The organism is Mesorhizobium sp. M4B.F.Ca.ET.214.01.1.1, from assembly GCF_004791545.1.
GTDB lineage: Bacteria > Pseudomonadota > Alphaproteobacteria > Rhizobiales > Rhizobiaceae > Mesorhizobium > Mesorhizobium abyssinicae.
Map to the genome: position 1 here is coordinate 97,690 of NZ_SRUX01000002.1, position 24,262 is coordinate 121,951.

Genomic DNA, 24,262 nt, shown 5'->3' on the forward strand with positions numbered 1-24,262 from the left:
CTCGACTGCCATTTCGTTGGCCAGGGTAAGAAGCCGGAGAAACCACCCTGTTCTCTCTGCCACCAGGTCCGGCTGACGCGGCCCGCTGAGAAGGAACCCGGGCTGAGCGCGATGGTTCCGGAAAGCGCCCCTCATGAGGTGCACGCCTTGCCGCCATGAAGCGGTGCTCGCGGGTTTTGCGGCCCGGCGGGAGGGTGGCCCCTTTGCGGCCTGGCGTCAGGCCAACCGATTTTTATCGGAACAGCACCGCGCCTCAGGGGTTTTGTTAGATCAACCTGGAAAAGGAGGTAGTCATGAAAAAGCTCCTGCTCGCCTCCGTCATCGCGATTGCGTCGGCGGCGGCCATGATCGGTCCGGCCAGTGCCGACAGCCTGCGGCTGGGTATTGGCATCGGCCCAACTTATGACGACTATTACGGCGACTATGGCCCCTACTACGGCGATCCTTACGTCTATCGCCCTCACTACCGGTATGACGTCTACGACAATGGCTACAGGCCGCGCTACGCAATGCGCCACAACCGCCATTGCTGGACCGAGTACCGCAAGCACTGGCGCCACCACCACCGCGTGATCGAGAAGATCCGTATCTGCGAACGGTGACAGGGACATTCAGCCCGGCTTCTCCTTCTCCCTTGTGGGAGAGGGAGAAGCGGGTTTGCAATGGCTGAGCGAGCGCATGACGCAGCCGGCCGCGTTGTTGTGCAAGCCATCATCCACCCTACGGCCGCGAGTTGCTCAGGCGGCTTGCGCTGTCTTCCGGTTCCTCGGCGCCGTGGGGTTGCACTGGCATTCCTCTGGCATCACCACCTCGATCATCGGCGCGCTGAAGCGGCCTGAACCCGCTCTCGGGCGAGTTCGGCATCCATGTCTGCGGCGGGCGCGGAATCTCCTCCTCAGATCGACACCGGCGAACATTAGCGATCGGGAACATAGCCCGCCGGCGGTGCGTTTAGTTGATGATCAGCCTTCAGGAGGAGGTTGCCATGAAAAAACTGCTACTTGCTTCAGTGATCGCCGTTGCCTCCGCGGCAGCCTCGGTCGCGCCGTCGGATGCGCGCGGATTGGGATTTTTCGGTCCGTTCGGCCTCAGCCCGTTCTACGGCGGCCCGTTCGGTGGACCTTTCTATGGTGGACCGTTCTATGGCGGCGGACCGTTCTACGACTATGGCGGCCGCTATTACGGCCCGCGCTATTACCGTGACTACTATCCCGGCTACGTGGTCCGCTATCCGCACCGCTATCACTACCGGCACCATTACCGCCATTGCCACGTGAAGTGGGTGAGGCACTGGCATCATCACCGCCGGGTGCTGGAACGCGTGCGGATTTGCCGTTACTGACCTTCGTCATCCGCGGGCTGACCAGAGGATCGATGCCGTGATGCTCGTCGTTCATGCGGCGGATCAGAATTTCCGCATCGCCGCAACGCGCGAAAGTCACGGCATGGGACCCTGGAGGCGGCGCAGCTCCCAAATCCCACCCGTGCCATCTGCGGGGCGCGGCGCGCATTCGTGAAGACGGGCGAGCTGATCACGATCAAAGATGCCAGAGCCGGCATCGTTCGTTTGCTGCTATTCCAAACGAAGCCCTGCTTGCAGGCCGCCTATATCCATTGGCAAGTCCCCCTCACCCTGCTTTCCTCCCCATCATCCCATAGTGCACCGCCAGCAGGTCGAGCCCCACCTTCAGCAGTTTCACCACCACGTCACGGCCGTCGCCGGTGCGTTCGGCGATGGCCTTCACCGACTGGCCTTCGAGGCAGACCTTGCGTACCACATCGGCCACCTCCCAGTGGCCGAGCGCGGTGACGGCATGAGCATGAGCGCGGCCGGCCGAGAGCACGCGGTCGGGGATGCCGGCATTCACCCTGGTACCGTCGACGCGCTCGTTCCAGGACTGCGGCTGCAGGCCCTCGCGCTGGGTGCGCTCGAAATCGTCGCGAAGGCGCCCTCCTGCCTCGCGCTGCTGGCGTGAGAGCGAGGTGATGCCGACCAGCGGGTCGACATTGCGCAGGCGTACGATGCCGCCGGTGGAGGTGAAGCCGCCATTCGACACCTCGTAGACGCGGCGTGCTTCGGCCGTGCCATTGCTCAGCCGCTGGCGGCCGAAGGCGTCCTGGCGCAGCGCGAAATCATGGCCGATCTCGCGGCGGATGCGCACCTGACCGGCCTCGCCCTTCGGCAGTTTTGGCGGCTGCGGTTTCCTGGCGGTCTTGCGGGGCATGGGCGTTCCTCGGGCTTGGGATGGGTTCTGGATAAGATCGGCGCTCTGCGGCGCCACCATCGCATCGTCGATTTCTATGAGAGCGGCCTTCTGCGGCGCGCCCCTCACATCCCGCTGCCGCGATGGCCATGAAACCTTGCGTGATGGTGGCTGCAATAGCTTTGCGTCGGCCGCGTGCGCAGGCCGCAGCAGAGCATCTCCGGGCCGGGACGAGCGCCTGGAGCATCCTTCTCCGGCTCCTCCTGCAGCGCGAGGTCGAGCGGCGCGCGGCAGCGGCCGAACAGGCAGTCGATGAAGCGCATGGCGGCGACATGCGGCTGGCGGCCCGGGTTTACCGGCGGCGGTGGCGCAGGCAGCTTGTACAGCTGCGCCTCAGACTTTTCGCGCTGGCCCGGTGCCAGCCAAGCCGGCGGCAGCACGCGGGCGGGCTTTCGCGGCTTGGGTTTCTTGGGCCTGGGCGGGGTGCGGACGGCGGAGACGCGATCTGCTTGCGAGGCGACGTCAAAACTGGAGACGTCGGCGGGACAGCGCCCCCCTCTGCCCTGCCGGGCATCTCCCCCACTTGGGGGGAGATTGGCAGCTTCGGCGTCGGCGCTCTCGACTTGCCTGGCAAGCGCCGACGGTTCGGAAAGCGCGATGCTTCCGGCCGCCACCCTGCTCCGCCAGTCCGGTCGAGCATGCTTCCTCGGCCGGCCGCCGGAACGGCCGCCCTTGGGATTGGCGAAGCCGATGGCGCGCAGGCCGGTGTCGCGATGCACGATGCCGATGATGGCGTTGCGCGAGACCGGACTTCCGCGCAGCGTGCTGAAGCGGACGGCGATATGGGAGGCCGAAAGCCCCTCCTTGAGCCAGATCGCGATTTCAGTGAGTTCCTTCTCGGTATAGGCGGCAGGCATATCGGGGTCCATCGGTTGCGGCGCGCGGGCGAGCGCCAGGGTTCGGCCCGAGGGCCGTCGCTGAAATCGTTCGGGAATGGGCGGATCAGGCGGGGCCGCGGCCCTCCAGGCGCAGAAGCGCGGCCTCCGCCGCCTGCCTGGTCAGGCCGGACACCGCCCGGCCGGTTGCGCGATCAAAGAGGATGACGGTGCCATCCTCGGTGCGGATCACGGAGGCGGCACCGGCCGCGGGCGGACGAAGGAAGGTGGCCGGAGCCGGGGGAGGAGCGACTCCGGCCGTTCCGGCCGAGGGGGCGGCCGGACCCGGGGCGAAGACCCCGGTGTTCGTCCGGACCGGGGAGGAGGACAGCCCGGACGATAGGAATTCAGCAGACGAACGGAAATCAGGATGCAAGGTCATGCCGCCTCCCCTTGCGGCGCTATCGCGTCGGAGCTGATGCCGACGGCGGCGACCGCGCCGATGCCGTGCCAACGGTCGATCAGCGCCGAAATGTTCGTGGGCAATGCGGAAATGCTTGCGGGATGCTCGATCATGCGCTAATCGTACGATGTGTACGAAAGAGTCGCAAGCGAAATCGTACGTATTGGACGATATTTTTCAGGCGTTTTGTACGATGATGGACCCACGGCACAGATTGCAGCAGGCGCGGACCGCGGCGGGCTATGCCACGCCGAGCGATGCGGCGCGGGCCTTGCGCGACATCAACAAGAACACGCTGATCAGCCACGAGAACGGCAACCGGCCGCTGTCGCGCAAGGCGGCGGAGAAATATGGCCGGCTGTTTAACGTCGACCCCGGCTGGCTGTTGTTCAATGCCGATGGCGCAGAGGCCGGACCGGCAAGCTTTGCCGCCTCGCCGCTCACCGTCGACGTGCCGATCGTGTCATGGATCAGCGCCGGCGAGCTCGGCGGCCAGGAGGGCGTGGTCAACCTCTCCGACTACCCGACCATTCCCACCGCCGACCTCGAGGAAGGCGAATGGATCGCGCTGCGCGTCGATGGCCCGTCGATGAACAAGATCTCGCCGCCGGATTCGATCATCTTCGTCAATCTGCGCGACAAGCGGCTGGTGACCAATGGCTGCTACGTGATCGCCGACGAAACCGGCCGCGCCACCTACAAGCGCTACCGCCCGAACGACACCCCGCCCTTCCAGCCGGCGTCGTATCTGGACATCCCGCCACCGGAGCTGGAGGGCGCGATCACCATCATCGGGCGGGTGAGACGGTCGATAATCGATATGTGAGCAATCTCGCTCTCGCCGTCGGCCTCTGACTGCTCTTTCATGACACCGCAATTTCTGCTTGCATGGCAAGCAGCCGTCGGTGTCGGCCGAGATCAATGGTTTTCGAGGGAGAACCGGCGAAATGGTGAACCAGGAAGGCGTGGGCGAAAGCCGGCTGATATGGCTGGTACGAAAATGGCGCCCACCGCTGTTGCTGCTGCTGACCGGCCTCGTCGCGCTGGACGTCCGCGGCGCGATGGGGATCGCCGCCAATCTCACCTATGCGGCGTGCATCGGCAATGCGGCCGACGCCAGCCGGCGGATCGAAGCCTGCACGCAAATCATCGATAACCAGGCCAGCGCCCCTGACAAGCTCGCGACAGCCTACTTCAAGCGCGCCTACGCCTGGTCCATGGAAGGCGATTTCGACCGCGCCATCGCCGACAGCGACCAGGCGATAGGGCTCTATCCTGAATATGCATCCGCTTATTACAACAGAGGCTACGACTGGGCCGCGAAGGGCAATTACGACCGGGCCATTGCCGACTACGGTCAGGCGATCGCCTTCGACCCGAAAAGCAGCGCTGCTTACAACAACCGAGGCCTTGCCTGGTCGTACAAGGGCGACAATGACCGGGCCATCGCGGATTACAATTTGGCGATCATCGCTGATTCCAAGAACGCATCCGCATACCTCAACCGGGGCGGCGCATGGGCGGCGGAGGGCGCCTTCGATCACGCCATCGCCGACTACAACCAGGCCATTGCCTTCGATCCGACACTCATCGGGGTTTATGAAAATCGTGGCCTGAGCTGGGGCGGCAAAGGTGACTACAACCGCGCCATCGCCGATTTCAACGTGGCTATCGGCCTCAATCCGAAACGCGCCTACGCCTATTACGGCCGGGGTCTAGCCTGGTCCAACAAGGGCGACGACGACCGCGCCATCGCCGACTACGACAAGGCCGTGGACCTCGACCCCAAGTTGGCCGATGCCTACCACGCGCTGGGCCTCGCCTGGGCGCACAAGGGCGACCACGACCAGGCCATCGTCGACTACGACCAGGCAATCGCGCTCAATCAGAAATCCGCCGATTTCTACAGCGCCCGAAGCGCCTCCTGGAAGGCGAAGGGGAACCGCGAACGCGCCGAGGCCGACCGGAAGACGGCGGCTAGCCTTGGCGGGACGTAGGTTGCACCGCATTCTTATGACCGTCCCTCGTTCAATTTGTACGAAATCGGCTTGACCGGTATTCGTACGTAAAGTACGATATTTCCCTTCTTTCGAGGGGATATCCTTGAACACCGCAAACCACGCCGCCTTCGCCGACCTCTCTCGCCCGCTGCTGTCACCGCTGCCGCTCGAGCAGCGCGAACGCCTCGCCGGCGCCTGGCGAATGGCCAGCCAGGACATCGCCGAGGACATCCGCTTCATCCGCCAGTATCTGAAGGTGATCGCCGAGAAGGACGAGCGCCTGTCGACCGGCACGCTCGTCCACAGCCGCGCCTATGTCGAGGCCTGCGCCGGCTGGCTGCCTCAAACCGTGGCGCGCTATCTGCGCAACCTGCGCGCAGTCACCGAATGCGAGCTCGCCATGACCGCGGCCGGTATCCGCTTCGCTCTGTCCAGCGACGCGTGGGAGGCTTGAAGGGCGAGCGCTTCCCCTTCTCATCCCACAAGGTCCCACAAGGGAAGGAGGTCAGATGCCTCCTACCAGCTGAACTGCAGCCCCGCATTGCCGCCGACGGTGCCGCTGGAGAAGGCGATGCCCATCGTCCCGGTCAGCCGGCCGCCATGGACAAAGGCTTCGCTGAGCACCGCAGCACCGGTGAAGCCGAAGGCGTCGGCGCCGCCGGCATTGCCCCAGTTGACGCGCAGGCCGAAATGCTCGCCCTGGACGAGATCCGGCGCGGCAAGGGCAGCCGAGATCGAGGCGTTCTCGAAGGCGCGGGTGACGCGGTTGTCGATGTCGTCGGCATGGCTGGCCAGAGCGGTCTTGCCGGGGACGGTGGTGGTGCCGCCATTGCCGTCATCGATCTCCTTCCTGGTGTCGCCGGTCTGGGCGTTGATGCAGGTGTCGGTGCCGGGGCTGTAATAGTAGTTGGCACCGTAGGCATAGCACAGCTTGACGTATTCGACCGGCTTCGCCAGCGCCGGCGCCGACAGGCCGCAGAGCGCGCCGAGCATCGCCGGCGCAAGAAGATATCTGAGCATGATTGCCCCCGGCCTTACCAGGTGAGCTGCAGGCCGGCATTGCCGCCGACGGTCTTGCCCGAGAAGGCGACGCCCGCCGCGCCGGTCAGCCGGCCCGTGCCGCCTGGCAGGAAGCCCTCGCCCAGCACGGCCGCGCCGGTGACGCCCATGGCATTGGACTGGCCGGCATTGCCCCAGTTGACGCGCACGCCAAAATGCTCGCCTTGGACGAAATCCGGGCTGATCAGCGCCGAGGCCACCGAGGCGCTTTCGAAGGCGCGGGCGACGCGGCCGTCAATGTCGTCGACCTTGCTTGCCAGCGCAGTTTTTCCGACGACGACGCCGTCTTCGGTGACGCGGCGCGTCTCGCCGGTATCGGCGTTGATGCAGGTATCCGTGCCGGGGCTGTAGTAGTATCGCGCGCCATAGAGCGAGCACACACGGACATACTCCACCGGCGCCGCCAAGGCCGGCACCGACAGACCACCCGCCGCGGCCACAAACGCAAATGAAATGAAACGGTTGATGCCTTGCATTGCCCCTACCCCGAAGCTCGTTGCCGAAAAAACCCTGGCGCGAAAAGGCGCATGCAGGCGCGTGCAGTGTCAACGGCGCGATCGGGTCAATACCTGACTTTTACTGGTGTATTTTTGTTTGCACCGCGAATGTTGCGGCGATGCCGCGCGGATGTCTCGCTACACTGGCAAATCCCGCGCGCGCCCAATCAAGCCAATCGCATACATTCTAATATTCTTAAATTTGCCTTCAGATGACGCCGAAAGCTCGGCGCCGCCTGATCAATCCTATCTCTGCCCTACAAGCCCAAGACGGTGTTCACCCGTTGAACTTGTCCGGAAACTGTTTGGCGATGCCATCCGTCAGCATGTCGGCGAACTTCAGCATGTGGTCATGGCCTTCATCGTAGGACTTGATGTCTGCCGCCCAGTCCTTGTTCAGCCGGCCGACCACTTCGCCGGTCGTCAGTTCCAAATGCTTGTGCAGCATGTGGCGGAGATCCTTCTCGGGCCAGTTCGGATTGGCCTTGCCAAGGAACACGGCAATGTCGTCGGCATTGGCCGACCATTTATCCTGAGCGGCCGAGAGCTTGTCCTTGCTGCCTGATTTGGCCGCCTCGACCACTTCCGTTGCGATCTTGATATGGTCTTTGAGCAGCGCCGCCAGTTTCTTGCCGGCGGCATCACCGTAATAGGGCTTTACCGCGTCGCCTATTTCATCCTGGTTCTGGAGCAGGCGCTTCGCGACTTCGTCCGTGTCCTGGAGGCCCGCGAGGGCGCTGATGATGTAGTTCCGCGTATAGGTGATGTGGTCTTCCCAGAGTTTCCGCATTGCCGCTCGAACGTTCGCCGATTGCGGTTCGCCGGCGCGAGCAGGCAGGAGCGACAACGGTCCGGCAACCGCAAGAGACACCGCAGTGAGAGAGGAAAGCAGTACTAGACGCCTGTTCATGCCCCGATCTCCGAATGTGCCAACACTCGCGCGACAGATGGGCAGCAAAGCTGGGTCGATCGGCCGTTTCCGCTCCGATCGTCGGCACCCGAAGGCGAATGTCCGCTATCGGAAGATGAACATTAGCAACGACTAAAAAGTTCCGTTGCGGCGACAAAAAAGCGACTTTTGGAGATGGCGATCCTTACGAGGCTGTGGTTGGCGGATAGTGGAAAGAAAAGGCTCCGGCGCACCACGCCGGAGCCCCGTCCTTTTTCGATGCATCAGCCGCCACTGGGAGCCGGCGCCGGGGCCGGAGCCGCGGGCGCAGGTGCTGATGGCGCGGGGGCCGCAGGCGCCGGTTCGGATGGCGCTGGCGCGGCAGGCGCAGGCGCGGACGGCGCGGATGCCGCCGGCGCCTCGACATTGGGCGCATCGACCTTGACGTTGACGTCTTTGCTGCCGCCGCCGTTGAGGTTGATGACACCTGTGAAGAAGAGCAGAACCACGATCGCGAGTATCGCGAGAACGACCGCGACAACCGTACCACCTCCACCCGAGTTCACAACCGTTGGACCGTCAGCCATTTGCTTTTCTCCTCTCGATTGCACTGTCGAGAAAACGGGCGCGTTACGGCAACGTTCCGCACAGGGGACCTCAGTCCCGGCAGCCATGAGACTGAAGTCTCATTGCCGGGCGCAGAGGGCCGGGCCGGTTGTTTCAAGGCAACCGTGGCCCTGCCAACTCATTGGTAAGGGGACCACCGGGTACGTCCCTTCATCGGCGGTCTCCGGGTGCCCGCCATCATCGTTCCCGTGTCGGCGGGCACCCGCCCCAGGGGGAGCCGCCATGCGCTTAGGAAACATGATAGCGGATGCGTTCGCCTTCCTGCTGTTGGCGTGTCTTGTCGGCGGCATTTTCCTGGCGTTCGGAAAGCCCTTCTGGCGTGAGCATCAGGGCCAGATGGCCGTGCCTCCCCGGGTTGGCGCATTCACGACGGCCTCGGTCGGCAAGCCCCCGAGACCTGACCTGCCGCAAACCTTCGACCTTGGCCTGGCCCCCTCAAAGCCGGGACACTCGCCCGGTCCGAGGACTGGGGTGGAATGACGTCTGCCCGGCTCTGCCGCTGAAGGAACGGAACCTCTTCACCCGCGTATGTTAGTCGGGCCGTTGGCCCATCCGGCAATCTGGCCAGGTTTCCCGCAATGACCAAAGCATCGCTACATCTGCTGAAAGGCGCCGGTTACCTGGTCTCGACGGCGAGCGCGATCCTGCTCGCCATCGTAAGCTGGAAGAGCGCCGCGCAAAGCCCGCTGCTGGTCGCCTGCCTGCTTGGCGGTGCTGCCGCATCGATTTTCGGCATGCTCTGCCGCTGGCTTTCCTACGAAATCGAAAAGCGCCAGGAAGAAAAATAGCACGTGGCCCAGCGGAGTACCGTCGCGGCGGCCCGCTAAGAGCCCGCGCCACGGAGGGACCGATGACGCGGGCCGGCCGATGTTTGCCCACCAGCCTGCGTGGGACGCCAAGCAGCGACGCCACACACAGGACCTCAACCATTCGAAACGGCTAATGTTCCCGGCTGCTGAGATCCTCGGCCAGACCACCGGGCTTGAAATGAGCAGGTGCTTCGAGAAAGGCGTATCTGGCGCCCGCCCAGGCCCCGCCCAGGCCGATGCGGCGCGCGGTCTTCCTGGCGCTGCCGGCTAGGCTTCTATTCCTGCAACCACCAAGTCAGGACACCAGGGATGGAACGTTTCACGGCAATTCATGATTGGTGGACTCGCGCGCCCCGTCGAGCGTTTAATTCGTGACGGGCGAAGGAAGGGCAAATTCACGAAGGGAGGAATGTGGATCGATGAATTATGAATTCGAGACCAACCTATCCGACGACCAGCAGCCTTATGAAGTCACCGCTTTTGCCAAGAAGCACGGCCTGACAGTTCCGGCCGCGGATGCCGTTCTCTTCGCCAAGGGGCCATCCAGGGCGGCGTGCGACGCGGGCGCATTGGCATTCCTGTGCGCTGTCGCGCAATACGCCAGCAGACGATCTCCGCATTAGGCTCCGGATGAGCGTGGCGACAACCTCGCCACGCATGCCGGCGCAGGCCTATAGAGTCGCGCAGAGCTATCTCAAACCGAGAAAGCTAAGTATCGCGATGACGATGACCACGGCTCCGACCAGCCAGATGATGTTGTTCATGACGCGCTCCTTCGCCCGAAATGGGTGCTGGAGTGACAACATCAGCGACAGCTAAAGGTTCCGACCGCAAACGTGCCGCACCCATCGAGGATCAGGCGGTGGACTGGCGGGTCTTTGCAACAAAACGGCTTGGTGATCGTTTCTCATGCGCCAGAAATTCCTGGCTACTCCAGCCCTGCCGCCGGCAGAGCCGGCGGGTTCTTTTTGCTGCCTTCGCCTGGGAATGCCATGCCGCTGCGTTCCATGCTCTGACGTTGCAACTTCAGTCGCATCCAGCTTCGGACCATGGCCCTAAACGCGGAACGAACCCATCCAAGCGCCGTTGGTCAACACCGGCAGCTCCCGCTGGCAGCGGTTGAGCGCGGGCAAGGCTCCAGCGCACGGCGGGAGGTGCGTGGCGCTGGAGCCTTTTGAAGTCAGAGATAGGGCGCGCGTGCAATGGATGATCGTCACGACAGCGCTATGGAAGCTCGGTGGCTTCTTGCCGTGCCTGCCGGTCTCTGGCTTACGTGACTGGCGATACACAGCGGCCCGACAGCCTGTTGGGGTAACTTCGACTGACCGCCGGGCCTGACCGGCTTGGGGGCTTCGGGGGCGGGCAAGCCGGCTAGGACGACACTAGTATTAGCCAGCTCGCAACATAATCCGATTGTCACTCTTTCCCCCGCTTTTGCTCCGCACGTGCCGAAGTTGGCTGCACCGACGTAGCGTGAAATCCCCGCCACATCGGGCCGGCCTTGATCGGCCTGACCAAGTCCGAGCCAGCCTGTTGCGGCCGCCTTCCAGCCCGCCAGCTCTCGATAGAGATCGCCGCGGGGCGCCGCGCTCAGTCGAGCCTTCTCGACCAGTCGTCGAGCTGCCGCTGCGCCTCTTCCTTGGCGATGCCGTAGCGCTCCTGGATCCGCCCCACGAACTGATCGCGATTGCCTTCGATGCGGTCGAGGTCATCGTCGGTCAAGTCGCCCCACTGCTCCTTGGCCTTGCCTTTGACCTGCATCCACTTTCCTCTGATCCCAGTTCATGCCTTGTCTCCTTTGTTGTCAAAGGAGAATGGACCCGGCGCGACAATGTTCCGAACGATCCGCCCCACGCATGCGGGCCTTCCTCGGCAACGCCATCAAATGTGATTGAAGGCAGCGCCGCGTTTGGCAATCCTGCCGGCAGCAAAGCGGAGGCGACATGCAAAGGAGGATCGGCAATGCCTCATCTTCACATGAAGGCGGTCGACGTGGTTGTCGATCTCCTTGACGCGGCCGAGTACGTCGACAAGCTCAGCGAGCAGGAACTGAGGGAACTCCTGCTCGAGGCCGCCACCGTGCTCGCCGAACTCTTGAAGCGGAATGTTCCGGCCAGCCTCGATGAGCTGGACGCAGTGGAAGGCGCTGAAGCGCCAGCCTTGGCGAGGGGCTGATCAGCCTTGCGACCACGCATGGCGGCCTGCCCTACCCTGGCAGGAAGCTGCAAAATTTGCCGGAAATCTGCCACGGCCGGCGCGCGTCCCGGCCCGGCCCATCTCTCCGACGGCGGGGCCGATCCGCCTTTCAGGCCTTGCCGGCTTTCGACTTGCTCGCCGCGGGCTTTGCGGCCTTGGTCGCGCTCTTGGTGGCAACAGTCTTGGTGGCAGCGGTCTTGGCGGGCTTCGCTGCGGCAGGCTTCTTCGGTGCAGCTTTCTTCTTCGGCTTGGCCTCGCCATCGATCTCGGCCGTCGCCTGGTCCCAGTGCTGAATATCCGCGCCCTCGGGCCGGCCGGCCTTTTCCCAGATAGCGTGTGCCCGCTGGCGAATGCGTTCCTGCCTGTCGTCCGTCACTTGTTGCCTCCGTGGTTGGGTTCCATTCCGGTGGTCCACGGTAAACACTAGCGGAAATTTGAGCCGGCGTCTTGAGCGCAGCGGAGGGGACTTGCGGCAATAACGCCCAACGAGAATCCCAGTGCGTCCCTCCCTCCCTCCTGCGAGGCTTGTCCTGCGCAGTGGCGCTGGCCTAGTGCGCCATGACGGCGACGCCCAGCAGGGCTGCCTTCTTGGTTATCAGCCCGGCGAGATCGGCGTCCGAGCGTTCGGTGCCGGTGCGGCGGCGCAGTTCGCCGATTGCCTCCGTCATGGAAAGCAATCCCGTTCCCCGCTCGGCCAACAGCTTGTCGCAACAGGCCGCCACATTCTCGGAGTTGGGGGTCTCGACATGCGGCAACATGGACGTGCTCCTTCCCTGCCCCAAAACCCCTCGCCCCGCCGCTTCGCGCGAAGCGGCGGGGCCGTCATGCATCAGCCGGGTGCCCCGGCCTTATTTACTCTATGACCTCAATGACCCTGCGGGTGCCGGGATCGACCAGCACCGTATGGTCGCCGACGACCGTGTATCTATACTGGGTGTCGGGCACCTCACGCAGTTCCACCGTGTCCGGCAAGGTCGAGCCGACATTGAGCTCGACGCCGAGAAGGTTGATCGAGGCCAGCGGATGTTTGTGGACGTATTCGCGGATGACGGTGCGCTGCTCGGGCGTCACGATCACCTGGTCCGCGGCGGCGGCGCCGATGCCGGCAATCATAGCCAGCCCGGCGACAGCAGTAATAAGGGCAATTTTCATCTCTGCCTCCTGTTGGTTGGTTGCGAGCTTCGCCCCGCCTCCACGGACCGGCGGAAGCGCGAGAGTTCGAATTGGCGGGCTCTCCGGGGCAAACGCCGGCACGGGGCTCTTGTTCCGCGAGCCGGCACTAATTGATCCGCCGTCGGCGTCGGAACCAGGCGGCCGTTCCAGCATTGAAGGCGAAGAGTCCAGCGGAGGTGCCTTATGATTGAAGATCTGCCTTTCGACCCGCCGATCGCCGTCGCCGTTGGCGCCGGCTTCAAACGGGACATTGCATCGCTGGCGGAGATGCAGAACTTCCTAAAAGAATGGCCGCCTGCCGAAGACACACGGCTGCAGAAGATCGCCATCAAGGCGTGCGAGGCGGCGCGGGCCGGACACGTGACCATCGAGCAGACGCGACGCGCCTTCATGGCTTTCGCCAAGGCCGCGGGCATCGTCTGGACCGGCGTCGATCCGGTCACGACGCTGCGCCGCGCCAAGGTGCGGACGATCCGCGCGGCGCGCGCGCCGCACGAGCGTCATACGCGCTGAGCCGAGCCTCCCAATCACTATTGCTTAGGCGGCTGCGGCGGCACTTCCCCGGGCTTGATCACCGGCATGTTGCCTTCCTCGGGCGCCGGCTGGGCCATACCCTGGTCGCCGGTCGGCGGCGGCTGCAATACACCGCCGCAAGGCTTGAGCTTGCCGGTCAGGCCATTGTCGCTGCCGCTGTCGGCGGCCGGTTTCTGCTCAGCGCTGCCCTGCCCCTGCGGCTCGGCCTGGCATGGGCCTGCCGGCGCTTTGGTCTGGTCGGGGTTGTCCTGCGCGGCCCCGGACCGGCCAGCGCCATCACCAGCAGCGCGCATGGCGCAAAGGCGAAAGGTTTCATGGTCTGGCTCCTTTCCTTGTCCGGGAAAGAACGCCGGGGCCGATTGGTTCCCTGGCGGACCGGGGCGCTTGCGCTGCAGCCGGTCGGGCGGGGAACCGGTGGCAAGGCGGCGAGTTCAACCTTCGGAACAGATTTCAGGTGCCAGCGCCAAGGAGGCCAGTCATGGAACCGCGCAAGAGACCGAACGACGAGGTCGAACCGTCAACGGCCGACGACCGGACGCCAAACGACGAGGTGGAGGCGCCTACGCCAAGACAGCAGGATTGGGATGCGGTGAAGGGCGCGAGCATCGTTCCTGACGAAAGCCTGCCGGAAGCGGATGTGCCGGAAAGCGCCGGCATCGAGAAGGAGGGCGAGTTACCGGAAGAGGACGACGACAACCCCTACCAGGAGAGCGACGAGGCATTGCCGGACGATGCCGAGGAAGCCGCCATCAAGCGCGACCCGGCAAGGCGTGGCGGCCCCTTCGACGAGGTATGAGGCTCGCGCCGACAGGCACGAGCGCACGCTCTCGCCCGCGAGGGCGGAACGGATAGGTCGGATGCTGACAGGGTGATGCTGGACCGGCCCGCGGCCGGCGGCGGTCAGTTCGGCGCGCTGTCGCCCACCGTCTCGGCGACAAAAGAAGCGGCGATCAGGTCGTCGGCATCGATGCTTAGGGAGCCGTCGGCGCCCCCCATGATGGCCGCAACCTTCTGGAAGGTCTTCATCTCATGTTCGGTGATGCTCGCACTTCGCATCCTGGCCCGCAGGTCGGCGACACGCATCCCCAATGCCGGGGATGTTCCGATTTCGCGCTTCGACATGGTAGCTGTGCTCCGTTCCCCGACCCGTTTCTGGTTGCCGCCGATTCGTTTGCCCGATCTGCCTCGCACAGCCTGCCTATTATTGAGGCAACACGAAGTCAGACGCGGCAACGCGTGGTGAGAGGGAAAGGTTCCTGCATGTATCGGCATATATTAGTCACGAAATAATACGAGCTGGCCCGCCCGCCGCTCTGGCAAGCGGCGGGCGCCATTTCAGGTCACTGGATGATCTTTACGATCTTGCGGGTGCCCGGATCGACAAGCACGGTCTGATTGTCGACGACCACATAGCGATATTTGACGTTGGGAACTTCGCGGAGTTCAACGGTGTCGGGAAGTGCGGTGCCGACATTGAGCTCCACGCCCGGAAGCTTGACCGAAGCCAGCGGCTGCTTGTGCACATACTCCCGGATGATGGTTTCCTGCTGCGGCTCGATGATGACGTCCTGAGCGGCCGCGGCGCCCATGCCGGCGAGCAGCAGCAGGCCTGCGGCAGCTGTCTTGAGATGCAGTCTCATGATCGTCTCCTGTCTTTACCGACGACCTCCTCCACCACGCGCACAATGCCGTCCGCAGCCGGGCCGCCTCGGTCGTTAACGCCACCGCACAGGCCTTGTTCCTGGATTTTTTTGACTGGGTGGCCGATCCGATTTGGTCATGGAATCCCGCCCAATTTGCTTCGGAACAAAGGCTCCGAGCCGAAGTTACCCCAACGAAGGGACGACACGTCGAGGAGAGTTCTCATGAAACATATTCTGATTACCAGCATGCTCGCGCTCGGTGTCGGCTGTGGCGCCGCGATGGCGCAGGCACAGGCGCCGGCCGAGGTCCAGCCAAGCGGTGACAACAATTGCGCCGCCGGCACCGCCGATTGCCAGAAGGGCGGCAAGGCAGGCGAGCAGGCCCAGGGCAAGGCCAAGATGAAGACCAACGAGCAGGCGCAGGGCAAGGCCAAGGCGAAGACCGACGAACAGGCGCAGGGCAAGGCCGGCGCCACCACAGACGAGCAGGCCCAGGGCAAGGCCAAGGTGAAGACCGACGAACAGGCGCAGGGCAAGGCCGGCGCCACCACAGACCAGCAGGCCCAGGGCAAGGCCACGGTGAAGACCGACGAACAGGCGCAGGGCAAGACATCGACGCAGCCCGATCAGGGCTCGACCGCGTCCATCACCAACGTGACGGTCGAACAGAAGACCGAGATCACCAACGTGATCCGCGAGACGAAGATCACGCCGGTTGACCGGGTTGATTTCGACATCTCCGTCGGCACCGAAGTGCCGCGGCACAAGGTGCGGCTGCATCGCCTGCCGCCGCGCATCGTCAAGATCGTTCCGGCCTACGAGACCTACGAGTATTTCGTGCTGGCCGACGGCAGGATCGTCATCGTCGATCCGGACACGCTGAAGATCGTCATCATCCTGACCTGACGTTCACGAGCGTCGCCAGGCCCGCCGCGCCGTATGGCATGGCGGGCCTCTCTCGTTCGCGATGCAGGAAACCGGCACGAGAGGGCCGCGACCGGCAGCGCGTTAATCCGGCGGCAATCCTTTCATATTAGCGTCACTGAATATTCCGGGGATTGCTGAGGGGGTCAGCGGCCGATGGCGATGGCATCACGTGGCGCGGTGGGCGCATTGGAAGCAAGCGTGCCGGCAAGGCTCGGCACGGCGGGCCTCGCCGAAGCGATCGGCCGGATGGCGCAGCTGGTCGAGCATTCGCGCGAACGGATCCGGTTGCTGGAGGCAGTGATCGAGAATTTCCCTGGCGGCGTCTCGCTGTTCGACCAGGACCTCAACATGGTCATCTGCAACCAACGGCAGCGGACCTTGCTCGACTATCCGGACGACCTCTTCGCCAACGGCTATCCGTCGATGGAGATGCTGTTCGCTTCAACGCCGAGCGCGGTGAATACGGGCCGGGCGAAGTCGAGTTGCATGTCGCGCGCCGGCTGGCGCTGGTCAGGCAGCGCGAGGCGCATGTCTACGAGCGGACCCGCCCGAACGGGACCATCGTCGAGGTGCGCGGCATGCCGATCGATGGCGGCGGCTTCGTCACCACCTATTTCGACGTTACCGAGCAGCGCCGCGACCAGGCGACGATCGCCCACATGGCACATCACGACGCGCTGACCGACCTGCCCAACCGCATGCTGTTTTCCGACCGGCTGCACAGCGCGGTGGCGCTCGCCAGGCGCGGCGCGCTGATGGCCGTGCACTATCTCGACCTCGACAAGTTCAAGCCGGTCAATGACGGCTTCGGCCACAAGGCCGGCGACAGGCTTCTGATCGACGTCGCCGCACGGCTACGCGGCGCGGTGCGCGACCACGACACGGTGGCGCGGCTTGGCGGCGACGAGTTCGCCATCGTGCAGACAGGCATCGCTGAAAAGACGGATGCGGCCGCTCTTGCATCGCGCATCATCGACCGCTTCCGGGAACCGTTCACGGTCGCCGGCACCCCGTTCGTCCTCGGGCTCAGCGTCGGCATCGCGCTGGCGCCCGGCGATGGCGTGACGAGCGACGACCTGCTGCAGAAGGCGGACATGGCACTCTACCGCAGCAAGTCCGGCGGACGCGGAACATTCCATTTCTTCGAGGCCTAGACCCGCGGACTCCAGGGAAAACGGCTTTCCCAAATATTCGCCGGTGCTAATATGCCGCCGCGCGGGGAGAACACCCAATCTTCGCGTGGAGTGCCGGCAAAGTCTCCGTAAGCTGCCTCGGCCGGCACTCCTTCTCGCGTGCCGCCTGAACGGCACGATCTCGTCGGGAGAAACAACGGCCGCGGCGGAGACGCTTCCGCACGCCCCCCGACCGCGATGGGAGGAAATCATGTCGCATTACGTCATACTTGTGAACTTCACCGAGCAGGGCGCCAAATCCATCAAGGACACGGTGAAACGGGCCGAAGCATTCAAGTCGATGGCCGCCGATAGCGGAGTGAAGGTGAATTCGCTGCTGTGGACCCTTGGCCAGCACGACGTGGTCGCGGCCGTCGAGGCCAATGACGACATCGCGGCTACGGCCCTCAGCCTCTCCGTGGCATCGCTTGGCAATGTGCGCACGCAGACGTTGAAAGCCTTCGACGCCGCAGACATGTCCAAGATCATCGGCAAGATGGCGGTCTGACCGCAAGGGTGCCCGGCGATGCGTCACGCCGGGCACGCCAAAGGCGGCGCGCCTCAAATGCCGGTGCAGTAACCAAGACAACTCTTGCGCCGGGCGGCTCAAGGTCCTAAGTCCTAAGACATAGGTCGCATACAACTGGCCGAAAGGCAGAACAGAGCGCGGCACTGGTGCCAACTTGCGACCATGCGTGAAAGGTGCAACGCTCAAATAGGGTAGAGACATGGGCGGGCATTCCGGACCGCAACAAGATCCGGAGCGTTCGATCGGGCAAATGTATTTTCCGCAGTTTCTTGTGGGAATGTCGGCAACAATTCTCGTGGTCCTTGGCTGGACCTACGCGGACACGGGATCGTTGTGGCAAGCGCTGGGGTGGACATTTGTCGCCGCCCTGGTGCTGCAGGTGGGCTACTTCATCGCCGTGCTGCTGATCATCTACGGCCGCGCCTCGTCGGCGGCCAAGACCACCGACAGTTCGCTGCCGGCCAAGGTGCCCGGACCGTTCGAGCGCGACGGCATCATCCACACCTTCCTGTCGCGACTGCTGTAACCGGCGATTGGCGAAAGCCTGAGACAGGCTCTTCTCCCTTGGGGAGATGGTCGGCAGACCAGAGGGGCGCTGTCCCGCCGGCCTGTCAGCAACTGTCCAGATCATTGAAGCTGATTGTGCAGGGGGCGGATCACGCCGAAGCTGGTGATCGTTCGCCCCTCTGTCCTGCCGGACATCTCCCCCACAAGGGGGGAGATTGGCAGTTTCGCCCTCAGCGAGGCGCCGACTGCAGGCCGGAGGCCGACGGCACCGGCTCGGGCGAGAACACCACAACGGCGAAGAGCAGGATGGCCGCGGCGACGATCAACGAGCCGCCGGCGACGATCGGCTCCAGTGCCGGGTTGCCGTGCAGCAGCAGGTAGAGCGCAGGCAGCATGATCACTAGGCCGAGCGTATAGAGACCGTAGTGGATCATCGCGATGCGCCGCGCCGCCTTGGCTGGATTGAGCGCGTAGTAGCCGCCGAATATCGCCGAGGTGACCCAGCCCAGCAGATTGATGTGGGCATGCGCGGGGAACGCGCCATGGTCACCCGATATGGCCATTTCCAGGCCGGCGGCGACGCCCAGAATGAGAAACACGATGGCTGTCTTGAAGAAGAGCTCCGAAACCCGTGGCATGTTCTTGTCCTCCCAATGCCTTTGAACCCCTAGACGCAGGAGATTACATTGGGAAGCGAAGATTTGCCATGCCGAACATGGGGTTAGCGGTGGTTTTCCCCGTCGGGATGAACGGAAGCGGGTAGTGAATAGGGAATTGGGTAGCAAGCGGTATACGGACGGGGCTGGCGGCATGCCGCCAGCCCCTACTATTTGCTACTCACTCGTCCCTACTCACTCATTCCGCCGTCTCGGTTTCCGTTTCCTCATCGGCCGGGTCGGTGGTCGTGTCGTCGGTCGTCGCCGCGGCGGCGTCCTGCTCCGCCAGCTTGGCGGCTACCTGGTCGATCTTGTCGTCGAGCACGCCCGTGGCCCATTCTGTGACCTCGTCGTCGACCGGCTTGTTAGCCATCTCGGCAAGCGCATCGTCGAGCGATGGGACGTCGGCAACGGCTTCGTCGGCCTTGGCCTGGGCATCGATGACCGCCTGGTTGGCGTCGTCGAGCGCGGCCTGCGCTGCATCGAGTTCGTCCTGGGTCGGGACCTCGTCGGGCGGAGTGGTCGGGTCGGCCGCCTTTGCATTCAGCGCGTCGAGTGCGGCCTGGGCGTCGATGACTGCCTGATTGGCGGCTTCGACCGCGGCCTGGGCGTTCTGGGCATTCGCGGAGGCCATCACATAGGCCTGCACTGCGGCGAAGTTCTTGCTCTTGGAGTTCATGTAAGCGTTGATGTTGCGCTGCAGAGAGTTGAGCCGGCCGAGCTTGGCGTGGAGGTTCTTCTCCTTGGGCGTGGCCGCGACTTCGACGTCATCGACGGTGACCGTCGCTGACTTCTTGCCCGACTTCGCCGACGCCGACTTGCCATGCGTGCTCTTGCCGGATTTGCTCTGGCCGGAATTGCCGTGCGTGCCGCTCTTGCCGGAATTGCCGCCGCCACTATTGCCATGGCTGCCGCCGCTATTGCCATGGCTGCCGCCATTGCCGTTGCCGCCGCCATTGCCGTTGCCGGCCAACGCGGGAGTGGCCAGGAGAGCGAACGCGGCCACCGCCGCCAACAGGGTTTTTCGGGTTGTCATAGTACCTCCTCGGGGATTCGCCACCTCGCCTACCCGCTATAACGCCGTCGTATGCAAATTTGCTAATTCGAAGAAGTAAACTTTAGACAAATATAGTAGCGATGCGCGACCGACGCGCCGGGTGACACAGATAAGATACTGAAATCAAAGACGATTATCGCGGACAGATGCCAGCTGAGCCCTTTGGGCCGCAGAAGCCCTATACTGATCAGACCTTAGTCCTAACTGATCGGGAGACGCAGTTACGCCAGCAACATCTTGCAGAACATCAAGTGAAACCTTTTGGCGGCAAGATGCTCAGCTTGCAACCAAGGGTACAGTGACTGTCGTTGCGTAACTGATCGGATACTGGTCGAAATACGGGAACTCGATGACGAAGGCATAGCTGGCGGTCAGATGCGCCATCTTGAAGCCGCCGCTGGCCGGATCGGTCGCTATCGTCACGACGACGTTCTTCAGGCCCAGCGCCAGCAGTTTCTGCGTGGCGATCGCCTGTATCTGGCTCTGCGTTAGCGTGTTGTTGAGCTGCAAGGCACGGGCCGAGGTTTCCAGCGTGTAGCGGACGGTCGAAGTGGCATTGAACGACCAGCCGAACGCGAAGATCCCGAACAGCAGCATCACCAGGAACGGCGCGATCAGCGCAAATTCCAGCCCGGCGCCGCCGGACCGGTCGCGGCGCCATCTGGCGATCCGTTCAGCGGACACGGATGACCTCCTGATGGGTCATCACGCGCGGATCCGGAAAGACGCCGAAATTGAACGGCGGCACCCAGGTGCCGGTGGCCGAGATCTGGACGAAGACATTCGGCAGCTTGGTACCGCCGCAGATCGTGGTCTCATCCACCACCGTGGTGCCGCATTTGTAGGATCTGACCAGCACGACCGCCGCATCTTCAGGCTTGTTGTTCCAGCTCGACAGCGCGACCGCCTGCGTTCCCGTGTCGTTGGTCGCGCCGGCCATCACCAGATTGGCCGCGGTTTTGACGCCAGCGCGCATCTGCAGGTAACTCGACACGTAGGACCAGCCGTCGGCGATGCCGAGGCAGACGAAGCACAGGATGGGCAGCACCATGGCAAATTCCACGGCGGCTATCCCGGCCTTGTCCCGGAAAATGCGCAGGGTCCGCCCAACCATGCGCGCTACTCGACGAGCTGAACGGACTGCGTCGCCGGAATGTCCTTCATCCCGAGACTGGTGCAGTCCTGCTTGATGGTCGTGCTGCCCGACCATTGGATGGTGTCGGCGACGACCTGGGTGCAGCCGCCGCTGCCGGAGAAGTTGCCGAGGTAGTTGACCTGCTGCTTGGGGAAATAGATGGCGCCGGTCAAGAGCGACGTCGCCGTGCCGTTGAAGGTGCTCTGCGCCGCGGTCCCCGTCCTGTCGCCATAGAACAGCATGCCGGAATAGGTACCTGAGGTCGGCGCGCTCAGCGTCACCGTGGCGGTGCCGTTCATGCTGACGGTGTTGCTGCCCGCCATGAAGATGGTTACCCCGCTGCCGGCGACGACTGCGTTTGCGTTGATCTTCATACCGCCCTGCACGACATAGACGCCGGGCTGCAGCGTTACGTTGCCCTTGAGATCCATGCCGCTGCAATAAGTGCCAGGCTGAAGCGTTTGCGACGTCTTGTTGCCGTTGACGTTCTTGCACGGGTTGCTCGCCGCGGGCGTCGGCAGGCTGGAGAACGGATCGGATGCGGGCAGGGCCTGGGTGAGGTTGGAACTGCAGGTCGTGGTCACCGGATTGTTCAGCACCATGCCGCCGACCGTGATCAGGCAGTCGGCCTTGAGCGTCGCCGATCCCTGCGTCCTGATGGCGTCCGCAGCAACCGAGTCCGACATGACGGAGCAGCCGGTGAGGTTGACGGTGGTGTTGCCGGAAAAGAGCGCAGCCTGGACCGCCGAAGGACTGAGCGCCAGCACGCAGGCCTTCGAGGCGTCGGTGATGCGCGCCACCGCCCTCGCCTGCTGCGGAACCGGGGTGCTGTTGAAAATGGCCGTGAAGTAGCGATCGAGGTTGTGCTTGACGATGACCTCAACCGCCTTCTTGGCGGTGTTCGGGCCGGACAATGGCGGCGTGTTGACCTCTATCGTGCCCGGCGCGACAAAGTCGTTCGAGGTCGCCGACTGCGTGGCGGCGGCGACGATGGTCGGGTTGTCGGAACCCGCGATCTTCTCGAGCGCGCCGGCATAGGCCGCGGCATCGGCCACCGCCTGCAGCTTCAGGCTGCTGTAGTACCAGAGCGAGGTCTCGACACCGAGGCCAGCGCCACCGACGACGACCGGTAAGGCGAATGCGAAGATGACGGCGACGTTGCCGCCCGCGCCGCTGGCTCCCAGCAGGCGGCGAAAGTTCCCCATGAAAAAACGGGTGCGCGATGCCATGCTTCCATATGAGCAAGCATGCATAAACGAATGGCTAAGATTTTCGCTCGACTTGTCACTTGCCGGGCCTGAAAGCCCAATTTTTCAATAAGTTGTGATGGACGCCACCCCCGAGCGGCGCCCAACATATAGCAGCGTATATCGGACTTACGGCGCCCTGAGGATGTCAGCGCCAGGCTGCTCGTCGAACAGCACAGCGCAACCGCGCTCGAGCGCCACGGCCGACAGTTCGTTCGCCGCCACCTCGTCCGGCGAGATGAAATCGCCGGTCAGCACACGCAGTTCCTCCACCGCCCGTGCCATCGACACGAGCCGCCCGGCGGCCCTTCCGGTGGCGCAAGCATCGACGATATAGACGAGGTCCGTGATCTCGAACTGGCCCATGTCAGGCCTCCCGCAAACGGCGTCCCTACCACGCAGTAACGCCGTCGGCCGGACGATGTTCCTGCCTCTCGGCATCGACCTTGGTCGATGCTGCACGTGCGCTCCCGACGCGTGCTCGACGTGGCAAAAAACGAGATTCCGGCTGGATCCCGCATCCTTGTGACAGGTCGCAGATCCCACCGTCGTCGGCGGTCCGATGCCGCTTGACAAGAGACCCCGTTTGTTCTCTTTTTGTTCGAGAACAATTCCTTCGAACAGATGTTGCTAATGCTGCAACGCCGCAAGGTGAATTGGCGCCACGGATGACGCAAAGTCAGGCGACAGCGGCCACCATCCTGCATGCCGATCTCGACGCCTTCTATGCCTCGGTCGAGCAGCTGCTCGACCCGTCGCTCAGGGGCAAGCCTATCGCCGTCGGCGGCGGCGTGGTGCTTGCGGCTTCCTATGAGGCCAAGGTTTTTGGCGTTCGCGGCGGCATGCCCGGCCGCAAGGCGCGCGAACTCTGCCCGCACCTGATCTTCGTCGGCGGCCGCTTCAGCGAGTACCAGCGGCTCGGCGACGCGGCGATCAAGGTGCTCGACGATTTCACGCCGCTGGTCGAACGCATCTCGATCGACGAGGCCTTCGCCGACGTCGCCGGCTGCACGCATCTGTTCGGACCGCCCGACGAGATCGCCCGCGCCATCCGGCGGCGGGTGAAGGCCGAGCTCGGCCTGCCAATCTCGATCGGCGTCGCGCGCACCAAGCACTTGGCCAAGATCGCCTCGCAGGTCGCAAAACCCGACGGGCTGGTGGTGGTCGAGCCCGGCACGGAGATCGCCTTCCTGCACGACCTGCCGGTATCGCTGATGTGGGGCGTCGGCCCGGCGACCCGGGCGCGGCTCGCCGAGATCGGCGTCGAGACCATCGGGCAATTGGCGCGCAGCCATGGCGGCGCGCTGAAACGCCTGCTTGGCCCGGCCGCCGGCGAGAAGCTCGCCGCCCTCGCCTGGAACCGCGACCCGCGCCGGCTGGAGACGCACCGGCGGGCACACTCGGCCGGCGCGCAGTCGGCGCTTGGCCGCAAGCCGGCGGAGGCGCGGGTGTTCGTGCCGACGCTGCTGCATCTCGCCGATCGTGTGGCGAGCCGCCTGCGCGCTAAGGCGCGGCCCGGCCGCACGGTTACGGTGCGAGTGCGCTTCGCCGACATGCGCGCCGTTACCCGCTCCGTGACGCTGGAGCAGCCGATCCAGGCAACAGCGATGCTGGCCGAGATCGCCGAAGAGCTGGTGCGCGGCGTGCTCGCCGCCAACCGGCATGAGCGGGAAATCTCCCTGCTCGCGATCTCCGTCTCGCATCTGGAGGAAAGTGCGGAGCTGCAGCTCGAACTGCCGCTCGGGCTTGCCGACGAGAGACTGAAGCCCGGCAGCCGCAAGGGCCTCGCCCGCTTCGGCGCCGACCGCGCGATAGACAGGATCCGCCAGCGTTTCGGCAAGGAGGCGGTCGGCTACGGCGCAGCGGCGCTGGAGGCGGCGCGCTCGGTGCCGGATGAGTTCCGCGAACTGGCGGAGAAGGAGCTGTAGTGGGTGAAGGCGCCAGGGCTCGCAGGCGACCGCGTCGTGGTCGGCGGCATGCGTCGATCAGTAGCCGAGTTGTCCGCGACCCGCCGGAGCACCGGCGAGTCGATCCGGATGACGACAAAGCCTTGGACGGCGATA

The 24,262-nt window shown here is 64.1% G+C and carries 37 protein-coding genes and 2 pseudogenes; 17 read left to right on the forward strand and 22 right to left on the reverse strand.

Annotation, left to right across the window (positions count from 1 at the left end):
• Window positions 1-293: 293 nt before the first annotated feature.
• The 3 genes and pseudogenes from EN857_RS03600 (at window position 294) to EN857_RS03610 (ending at window position 1,342) form a co-directional block, all read left to right on the forward strand.
• Entirely contained in the window at window positions 294-602 is a 309-nt protein-coding gene (locus EN857_RS03600; RefSeq protein ID WP_127311145.1) for a hypothetical protein, read from the forward strand.
• Window positions 603-678: 76 nt separating this feature from the next.
• A pseudogene (locus tag EN857_RS35470) lies at window positions 679-886 on the forward strand (DUF763 domain-containing protein); the annotation flags it as partial.
• A gap of 99 nt (window positions 887-985) precedes the next feature.
• Window positions 986-1,342, forward strand: a complete 357-nt coding sequence (locus EN857_RS03610; RefSeq protein ID WP_127285041.1) for a hypothetical protein — start codon at window positions 986-988, stop codon at window positions 1,340-1,342.
• 286 nt (window positions 1,343-1,628) lie between these two features.
• Here EN857_RS03610 and EN857_RS03615 read toward each other — a convergent pair whose 3' ends face one another.
• From EN857_RS03615 to EN857_RS34575, 4 genes are all read right to left on the reverse strand, one after another.
• Window positions 1,629-2,225, reverse strand: coding sequence for a DUF6456 domain-containing protein (locus tag EN857_RS03615; RefSeq protein ID WP_127393110.1), 597 nt, complete (start codon window positions 2,223-2,225; stop codon window positions 1,629-1,631).
• 104 nt (window positions 2,226-2,329) lie between these two features.
• Window positions 2,330-3,121, reverse strand: coding sequence for a GcrA cell cycle regulator (locus EN857_RS03620; RefSeq protein ID WP_245493319.1), 792 nt, complete (start codon window positions 3,119-3,121; stop codon window positions 2,330-2,332).
• 85 nt (window positions 3,122-3,206) lie between these two features.
• Complete coding sequence (locus tag EN857_RS36125) at window positions 3,207-3,332, reverse strand: hypothetical protein (RefSeq protein ID WP_281015713.1); 126 nt, start codon at window positions 3,330-3,332, stop codon at window positions 3,207-3,209.
• Window positions 3,333-3,517: 185 nt separating this feature from the next.
• Entirely contained in the window at window positions 3,518-3,655 is a 138-nt protein-coding gene (locus EN857_RS34575; protein WP_187331174.1) for a hypothetical protein, read from the reverse strand.
• An 80-nt stretch (window positions 3,656-3,735) separates the two neighbouring features.
• On the opposite strand from EN857_RS34575, the gene EN857_RS03625 reads away from it, so the two are divergent.
• The 3 genes from EN857_RS03625 to EN857_RS03635 all read left to right on the forward strand — a co-directional run bounded on the left by EN857_RS03625 (window position 3,736) and on the right by EN857_RS03635 (window position 5,996).
• A complete protein-coding gene (locus EN857_RS03625; protein WP_127311141.1) occupies window positions 3,736-4,368 on the forward strand; it encodes a S24 family peptidase in 633 nt (210 codons plus the stop codon).
• A 79-nt stretch (window positions 4,369-4,447) separates the two neighbouring features.
• Window positions 4,448-5,539 (forward strand): tetratricopeptide repeat protein, encoded by a 1,092-nt coding sequence (locus EN857_RS03630; RefSeq protein ID WP_127391657.1) that lies wholly within the window; start codon window positions 4,448-4,450, stop codon window positions 5,537-5,539.
• 106 nt (window positions 5,540-5,645) lie between these two features.
• Window positions 5,646-5,996: a hypothetical protein gene (locus EN857_RS03635; protein ID WP_127287006.1), complete on the forward strand. Its 351-nt coding sequence runs from the start codon at window positions 5,646-5,648 to the stop codon at window positions 5,994-5,996.
• Between the two features lie 62 nt (window positions 5,997-6,058).
• On the opposite strand, the gene EN857_RS03640 is transcribed toward EN857_RS03635, so the two are convergent.
• The 4 genes from EN857_RS03640 to EN857_RS34580 all read right to left on the reverse strand — a co-directional run bounded on the left by EN857_RS03640 (window position 6,059) and on the right by EN857_RS34580 (window position 8,574).
• Entirely contained in the window at window positions 6,059-6,562 is a 504-nt protein-coding gene (locus tag EN857_RS03640; protein WP_127391656.1) for a porin, read from the reverse strand.
• 14 nt (window positions 6,563-6,576) lie between these two features.
• Window positions 6,577-7,077 (reverse strand): porin, encoded by a 501-nt coding sequence (locus tag EN857_RS35475; protein WP_245478420.1) that lies wholly within the window; start codon window positions 7,075-7,077, stop codon window positions 6,577-6,579.
• 298 nt (window positions 7,078-7,375) lie between these two features.
• Entirely contained in the window at window positions 7,376-8,056 is a 681-nt protein-coding gene (locus tag EN857_RS03650; RefSeq protein WP_210235132.1) for a hypothetical protein, read from the reverse strand.
• 215 nt (window positions 8,057-8,271) lie between these two features.
• Complete coding sequence (locus tag EN857_RS34580) at window positions 8,272-8,574, reverse strand: dynamin (RefSeq protein ID WP_127287008.1); 303 nt, start codon at window positions 8,572-8,574, stop codon at window positions 8,272-8,274.
• A 618-nt stretch (window positions 8,575-9,192) separates the two neighbouring features.
• Between EN857_RS34580 and EN857_RS03660 the strand changes: the two genes are divergently transcribed.
• Complete coding sequence (locus EN857_RS03660; RefSeq protein ID WP_127391655.1) at window positions 9,193-9,402, forward strand: hypothetical protein; 210 nt, start codon at window positions 9,193-9,195, stop codon at window positions 9,400-9,402.
• A 440-nt stretch (window positions 9,403-9,842) separates the two neighbouring features.
• A complete protein-coding gene (locus EN857_RS03665) occupies window positions 9,843-10,046 on the forward strand; it encodes a hypothetical protein (protein WP_127284208.1) in 204 nt (67 codons plus the stop codon).
• A gap of 967 nt (window positions 10,047-11,013) precedes the next feature.
• Here the strand turns inward: EN857_RS03665 and EN857_RS03670 are convergent.
• Window positions 11,014-11,184 carry a CsbD family protein gene (locus tag EN857_RS03670; protein WP_135857998.1) on the reverse strand — a complete coding sequence of 57 codons (171 nt, stop codon included), beginning with the start codon at window positions 11,182-11,184 and terminating at the stop codon, window positions 11,014-11,016.
• 201 nt (window positions 11,185-11,385) lie between these two features.
• Between EN857_RS03670 and EN857_RS03675 the strand changes: the two genes are divergently transcribed.
• On the forward strand, window positions 11,386-11,598 hold the full coding sequence (locus tag EN857_RS03675) for a hypothetical protein (protein WP_127311524.1): 213 nt from the start codon (window positions 11,386-11,388) through the stop codon (window positions 11,596-11,598).
• Between the two features lie 130 nt (window positions 11,599-11,728).
• Here the strand turns inward: EN857_RS03675 and EN857_RS03680 are convergent, their stop codons facing one another.
• From EN857_RS03680 to EN857_RS03690, 3 genes are all read right to left on the reverse strand, one after another.
• Complete coding sequence (locus EN857_RS03680) at window positions 11,729-11,995, reverse strand: DUF2934 domain-containing protein (protein ID WP_127311525.1); 267 nt, start codon at window positions 11,993-11,995, stop codon at window positions 11,729-11,731.
• Between the two features lie 172 nt (window positions 11,996-12,167).
• Window positions 12,168-12,377, reverse strand: coding sequence for a hypothetical protein (locus EN857_RS03685; RefSeq protein ID WP_127284203.1), 210 nt, complete (start codon window positions 12,375-12,377; stop codon window positions 12,168-12,170).
• 94 nt (window positions 12,378-12,471) lie between these two features.
• Window positions 12,472-12,771 (reverse strand): DUF1236 domain-containing protein, encoded by a 300-nt coding sequence (locus tag EN857_RS03690; RefSeq protein WP_127284202.1) that lies wholly within the window; start codon window positions 12,769-12,771, stop codon window positions 12,472-12,474.
• A gap of 204 nt (window positions 12,772-12,975) precedes the next feature.
• Between EN857_RS03690 and EN857_RS03695 the strand changes: the two genes are divergently transcribed.
• On the forward strand, window positions 12,976-13,305 hold the full coding sequence (locus tag EN857_RS03695; protein ID WP_245478377.1) for a DUF982 domain-containing protein: 330 nt from the start codon (window positions 12,976-12,978) through the stop codon (window positions 13,303-13,305).
• Between the two features lie 17 nt (window positions 13,306-13,322).
• Here the strand turns inward: EN857_RS03695 and EN857_RS03700 are convergent, their stop codons facing one another.
• On the reverse strand, window positions 13,323-13,619 hold the full coding sequence (locus EN857_RS03700; RefSeq protein ID WP_245509066.1) for a hypothetical protein: 297 nt from the start codon (window positions 13,617-13,619) through the stop codon (window positions 13,323-13,325).
• A gap of 185 nt (window positions 13,620-13,804) precedes the next feature.
• Here EN857_RS03700 and EN857_RS03705 point away from each other — a divergent pair, with 185 nt between their 5' ends.
• The gene (locus EN857_RS03705; protein WP_127393367.1) at window positions 13,805-14,122 is read left to right on the forward strand and encodes a hypothetical protein; all 318 of its coding nucleotides are present in this window, start codon (window positions 13,805-13,807) and stop codon (window positions 14,120-14,122) included.
• 104 nt (window positions 14,123-14,226) lie between these two features.
• Here EN857_RS03705 and EN857_RS03710 read toward each other — a convergent pair whose 3' ends face one another.
• Together EN857_RS03710 and EN857_RS03715 are read right to left on the reverse strand one after the other, a co-directional pair.
• The gene (locus EN857_RS03710; protein ID WP_127284199.1) at window positions 14,227-14,448 is read right to left on the reverse strand and encodes a hypothetical protein; all 222 of its coding nucleotides are present in this window, start codon (window positions 14,446-14,448) and stop codon (window positions 14,227-14,229) included.
• 218 nt (window positions 14,449-14,666) lie between these two features.
• On the reverse strand, window positions 14,667-14,966 hold the full coding sequence (locus EN857_RS03715; RefSeq protein WP_127284198.1) for a DUF1236 domain-containing protein: 300 nt from the start codon (window positions 14,964-14,966) through the stop codon (window positions 14,667-14,669).
• Window positions 14,967-15,191: 225 nt separating this feature from the next.
• On the opposite strand from EN857_RS03715, the gene EN857_RS03720 reads away from it, so the two are divergent.
• Entirely contained in the window at window positions 15,192-15,875 is a 684-nt protein-coding gene (locus EN857_RS03720) for a DUF1236 domain-containing protein (protein ID WP_127393366.1), read from the forward strand.
• Window positions 15,876-16,039: 164 nt separating this feature from the next.
• Here EN857_RS03720 and EN857_RS35480 read toward each other — a convergent pair whose 3' ends face one another.
• Entirely contained in the window at window positions 16,040-16,246 is a 207-nt protein-coding gene (locus EN857_RS35480; protein WP_245511274.1) for a hypothetical protein, read from the reverse strand.
• Here EN857_RS35480 and EN857_RS35485 point away from each other — a divergent pair.
• The 4 genes and pseudogenes from EN857_RS35485 to EN857_RS03740 form a co-directional block, all read left to right on the forward strand.
• Window positions 16,245-16,480, forward strand: a pseudogene (locus EN857_RS35485) (PAS-domain containing protein); the annotation flags it as partial. The gene EN857_RS35480 and the pseudogene EN857_RS35485 overlap by 2 nt on opposite strands.
• Before the next feature lie 75 nt (window positions 16,481-16,555).
• Window positions 16,556-17,050 (forward strand): GGDEF domain-containing protein, encoded by a 495-nt coding sequence (locus tag EN857_RS03730; RefSeq protein ID WP_281035918.1) that lies wholly within the window; start codon window positions 16,556-16,558, stop codon window positions 17,048-17,050.
• A 229-nt stretch (window positions 17,051-17,279) separates the two neighbouring features.
• Window positions 17,280-17,576: a GYD domain-containing protein gene (locus tag EN857_RS03735; protein WP_127393364.1), complete on the forward strand. Its 297-nt coding sequence runs from the start codon at window positions 17,280-17,282 to the stop codon at window positions 17,574-17,576.
• A 298-nt stretch (window positions 17,577-17,874) separates the two neighbouring features.
• On the forward strand, window positions 17,875-18,123 hold the full coding sequence (locus tag EN857_RS03740; protein WP_320254380.1) for an exopolysaccharide production repressor protein: 249 nt from the start codon (window positions 17,875-17,877) through the stop codon (window positions 18,121-18,123).
• A 211-nt stretch (window positions 18,124-18,334) separates the two neighbouring features.
• Here the strand turns inward: EN857_RS03740 and EN857_RS03745 are convergent, their stop codons facing one another.
• The 6 genes from EN857_RS03745 to EN857_RS03770 all read right to left on the reverse strand — a co-directional run bounded on the left by EN857_RS03745 (window position 18,335) and on the right by EN857_RS03770 (window position 22,565).
• Window positions 18,335-18,742, reverse strand: a complete 408-nt coding sequence (locus EN857_RS03745; RefSeq protein ID WP_127311071.1) for a hypothetical protein — start codon at window positions 18,740-18,742, stop codon at window positions 18,335-18,337.
• Window positions 18,743-18,959: 217 nt separating this feature from the next.
• Entirely contained in the window at window positions 18,960-19,796 is an 837-nt protein-coding gene (locus EN857_RS03750; RefSeq protein WP_127311072.1) for a hypothetical protein, read from the reverse strand.
• A gap of 297 nt (window positions 19,797-20,093) precedes the next feature.
• Window positions 20,094-20,501, reverse strand: a complete 408-nt coding sequence (locus EN857_RS03755) for a TadE/TadG family type IV pilus assembly protein (protein WP_127284192.1) — start codon at window positions 20,499-20,501, stop codon at window positions 20,094-20,096.
• Complete coding sequence (locus tag EN857_RS03760; protein WP_127284191.1) at window positions 20,491-20,931, reverse strand: TadE/TadG family type IV pilus assembly protein; 441 nt, start codon at window positions 20,929-20,931, stop codon at window positions 20,491-20,493. The genes EN857_RS03755 and EN857_RS03760 overlap by 11 nt, the downstream gene beginning before the upstream one ends.
• Window positions 20,932-20,936: 5 nt before the next feature.
• Window positions 20,937-22,181: a pilus assembly protein TadG-related protein gene (locus EN857_RS03765; protein ID WP_320254381.1), complete on the reverse strand. Its 1,245-nt coding sequence runs from the start codon at window positions 22,179-22,181 to the stop codon at window positions 20,937-20,939.
• Window positions 22,182-22,328: 147 nt separating this feature from the next.
• Entirely contained in the window at window positions 22,329-22,565 is a 237-nt protein-coding gene (locus EN857_RS03770) for a hypothetical protein (protein ID WP_127284190.1), read from the reverse strand.
• Window positions 22,566-22,867: 302 nt separating this feature from the next.
• Here EN857_RS03770 and dinB point away from each other — a divergent pair, with 302 nt between their 5' ends.
• Window positions 22,868-24,127 (forward strand): DNA polymerase IV, encoded by a 1,260-nt coding sequence (gene dinB, locus EN857_RS03775; RefSeq protein ID WP_127284189.1) that lies wholly within the window; start codon window positions 22,868-22,870, stop codon window positions 24,125-24,127.
• The last annotated feature ends 135 nt before the right edge of the window (window positions 24,128-24,262 follow it).

Excerpts from the sequence above, each read along its gene's own strand:
- EN857_RS03600 (WP_127311145.1), top strand. The coding sequence starts at position 294 with ATGAAAAAGCTCCTGCTCGCCTCCGTCATCGCGATTGCGTCGGCGGCG.
- EN857_RS03610 (WP_127285041.1), top strand. The coding sequence starts at position 986 with ATGAAAAAACTGCTACTTGCTTCAGTGATCGCCGTTGCCTCCGCGGCA.
- EN857_RS03615 (WP_127393110.1), bottom strand. The coding sequence starts at position 2,225 with ATGCCCCGCAAGACCGCCAGGAAACCGCAGCCGCCAAAACTGCCGAAG.
- EN857_RS03620 (WP_245493319.1), bottom strand. The coding sequence starts at position 3,121 with ATGCCTGCCGCCTATACCGAGAAGGAACTCACTGAAATCGCGATCTGG.
- EN857_RS34575 (WP_187331174.1), bottom strand. The coding sequence starts at position 3,655 with ATGATCGAGCATCCCGCAAGCATTTCCGCATTGCCCACGAACATTTCG.
- EN857_RS03625 (WP_127311141.1), top strand. The coding sequence starts at position 3,736 with ATGATGGACCCACGGCACAGATTGCAGCAGGCGCGGACCGCGGCGGGC.
- EN857_RS03640 (WP_127391656.1), bottom strand. The coding sequence starts at position 6,562 with ATGCTCAGATATCTTCTTGCGCCGGCGATGCTCGGCGCGCTCTGCGGC.
- EN857_RS35475 (WP_245478420.1), bottom strand. The coding sequence starts at position 7,077 with ATGCAAGGCATCAACCGTTTCATTTCATTTGCGTTTGTGGCCGCGGCG.
- EN857_RS34580 (WP_127287008.1), bottom strand. The coding sequence starts at position 8,574 with ATGGCTGACGGTCCAACGGTTGTGAACTCGGGTGGAGGTGGTACGGTT.
- EN857_RS03660 (WP_127391655.1), top strand. The coding sequence starts at position 9,193 with ATGACCAAAGCATCGCTACATCTGCTGAAAGGCGCCGGTTACCTGGTC.
- EN857_RS03665 (WP_127284208.1), top strand. The coding sequence starts at position 9,843 with ATGAATTATGAATTCGAGACCAACCTATCCGACGACCAGCAGCCTTAT.
- EN857_RS03670 (WP_135857998.1), bottom strand. The coding sequence starts at position 11,184 with ATGCAGGTCAAAGGCAAGGCCAAGGAGCAGTGGGGCGACTTGACCGAC.
- EN857_RS03675 (WP_127311524.1), top strand. The coding sequence starts at position 11,386 with ATGCCTCATCTTCACATGAAGGCGGTCGACGTGGTTGTCGATCTCCTT.
- EN857_RS03685 (WP_127284203.1), bottom strand. The coding sequence starts at position 12,377 with ATGTTGCCGCATGTCGAGACCCCCAACTCCGAGAATGTGGCGGCCTGT.
- EN857_RS03690 (WP_127284202.1), bottom strand. The coding sequence starts at position 12,771 with ATGAAAATTGCCCTTATTACTGCTGTCGCCGGGCTGGCTATGATTGCC.
- EN857_RS03695 (WP_245478377.1), top strand. The coding sequence starts at position 12,976 with ATGATTGAAGATCTGCCTTTCGACCCGCCGATCGCCGTCGCCGTTGGC.
- EN857_RS03700 (WP_245509066.1), bottom strand. The coding sequence starts at position 13,619 with ATGCGCGCTGCTGGTGATGGCGCTGGCCGGTCCGGGGCCGCGCAGGAC.
- EN857_RS03705 (WP_127393367.1), top strand. The coding sequence starts at position 13,805 with ATGGAACCGCGCAAGAGACCGAACGACGAGGTCGAACCGTCAACGGCC.
- EN857_RS03710 (WP_127284199.1), bottom strand. The coding sequence starts at position 14,448 with ATGTCGAAGCGCGAAATCGGAACATCCCCGGCATTGGGGATGCGTGTC.
- EN857_RS03715 (WP_127284198.1), bottom strand. The coding sequence starts at position 14,966 with ATGAGACTGCATCTCAAGACAGCTGCCGCAGGCCTGCTGCTGCTCGCC.
- EN857_RS03720 (WP_127393366.1), top strand. The coding sequence starts at position 15,192 with ATGAAACATATTCTGATTACCAGCATGCTCGCGCTCGGTGTCGGCTGT.
- EN857_RS35480 (WP_245511274.1), bottom strand. The coding sequence starts at position 16,246 with ATGTTGAGGTCCTGGTCGAACAGCGAGACGCCGCCAGGGAAATTCTCG.
- EN857_RS03730 (WP_281035918.1), top strand. The coding sequence starts at position 16,556 with ATGGCACATCACGACGCGCTGACCGACCTGCCCAACCGCATGCTGTTT.
- EN857_RS03735 (WP_127393364.1), top strand. The coding sequence starts at position 17,280 with ATGTCGCATTACGTCATACTTGTGAACTTCACCGAGCAGGGCGCCAAA.
- EN857_RS03740 (WP_320254380.1), top strand. The coding sequence starts at position 17,875 with ATGTCGGCAACAATTCTCGTGGTCCTTGGCTGGACCTACGCGGACACG.
- EN857_RS03745 (WP_127311071.1), bottom strand. The coding sequence starts at position 18,742 with ATGCCACGGGTTTCGGAGCTCTTCTTCAAGACAGCCATCGTGTTTCTC.
- EN857_RS03750 (WP_127311072.1), bottom strand. The coding sequence starts at position 19,796 with ATGACAACCCGAAAAACCCTGTTGGCGGCGGTGGCCGCGTTCGCTCTC.
- EN857_RS03760 (WP_127284191.1), bottom strand. The coding sequence starts at position 20,931 with ATGGTTGGGCGGACCCTGCGCATTTTCCGGGACAAGGCCGGGATAGCC.
- EN857_RS03765 (WP_320254381.1), bottom strand. The coding sequence starts at position 22,181 with ATGGCATCGCGCACCCGTTTTTTCATGGGGAACTTTCGCCGCCTGCTG.
- EN857_RS03770 (WP_127284190.1), bottom strand. The coding sequence starts at position 22,565 with ATGGGCCAGTTCGAGATCACGGACCTCGTCTATATCGTCGATGCTTGC.
- dinB (WP_127284189.1), top strand. The coding sequence starts at position 22,868 with ATGACGCAAAGTCAGGCGACAGCGGCCACCATCCTGCATGCCGATCTC.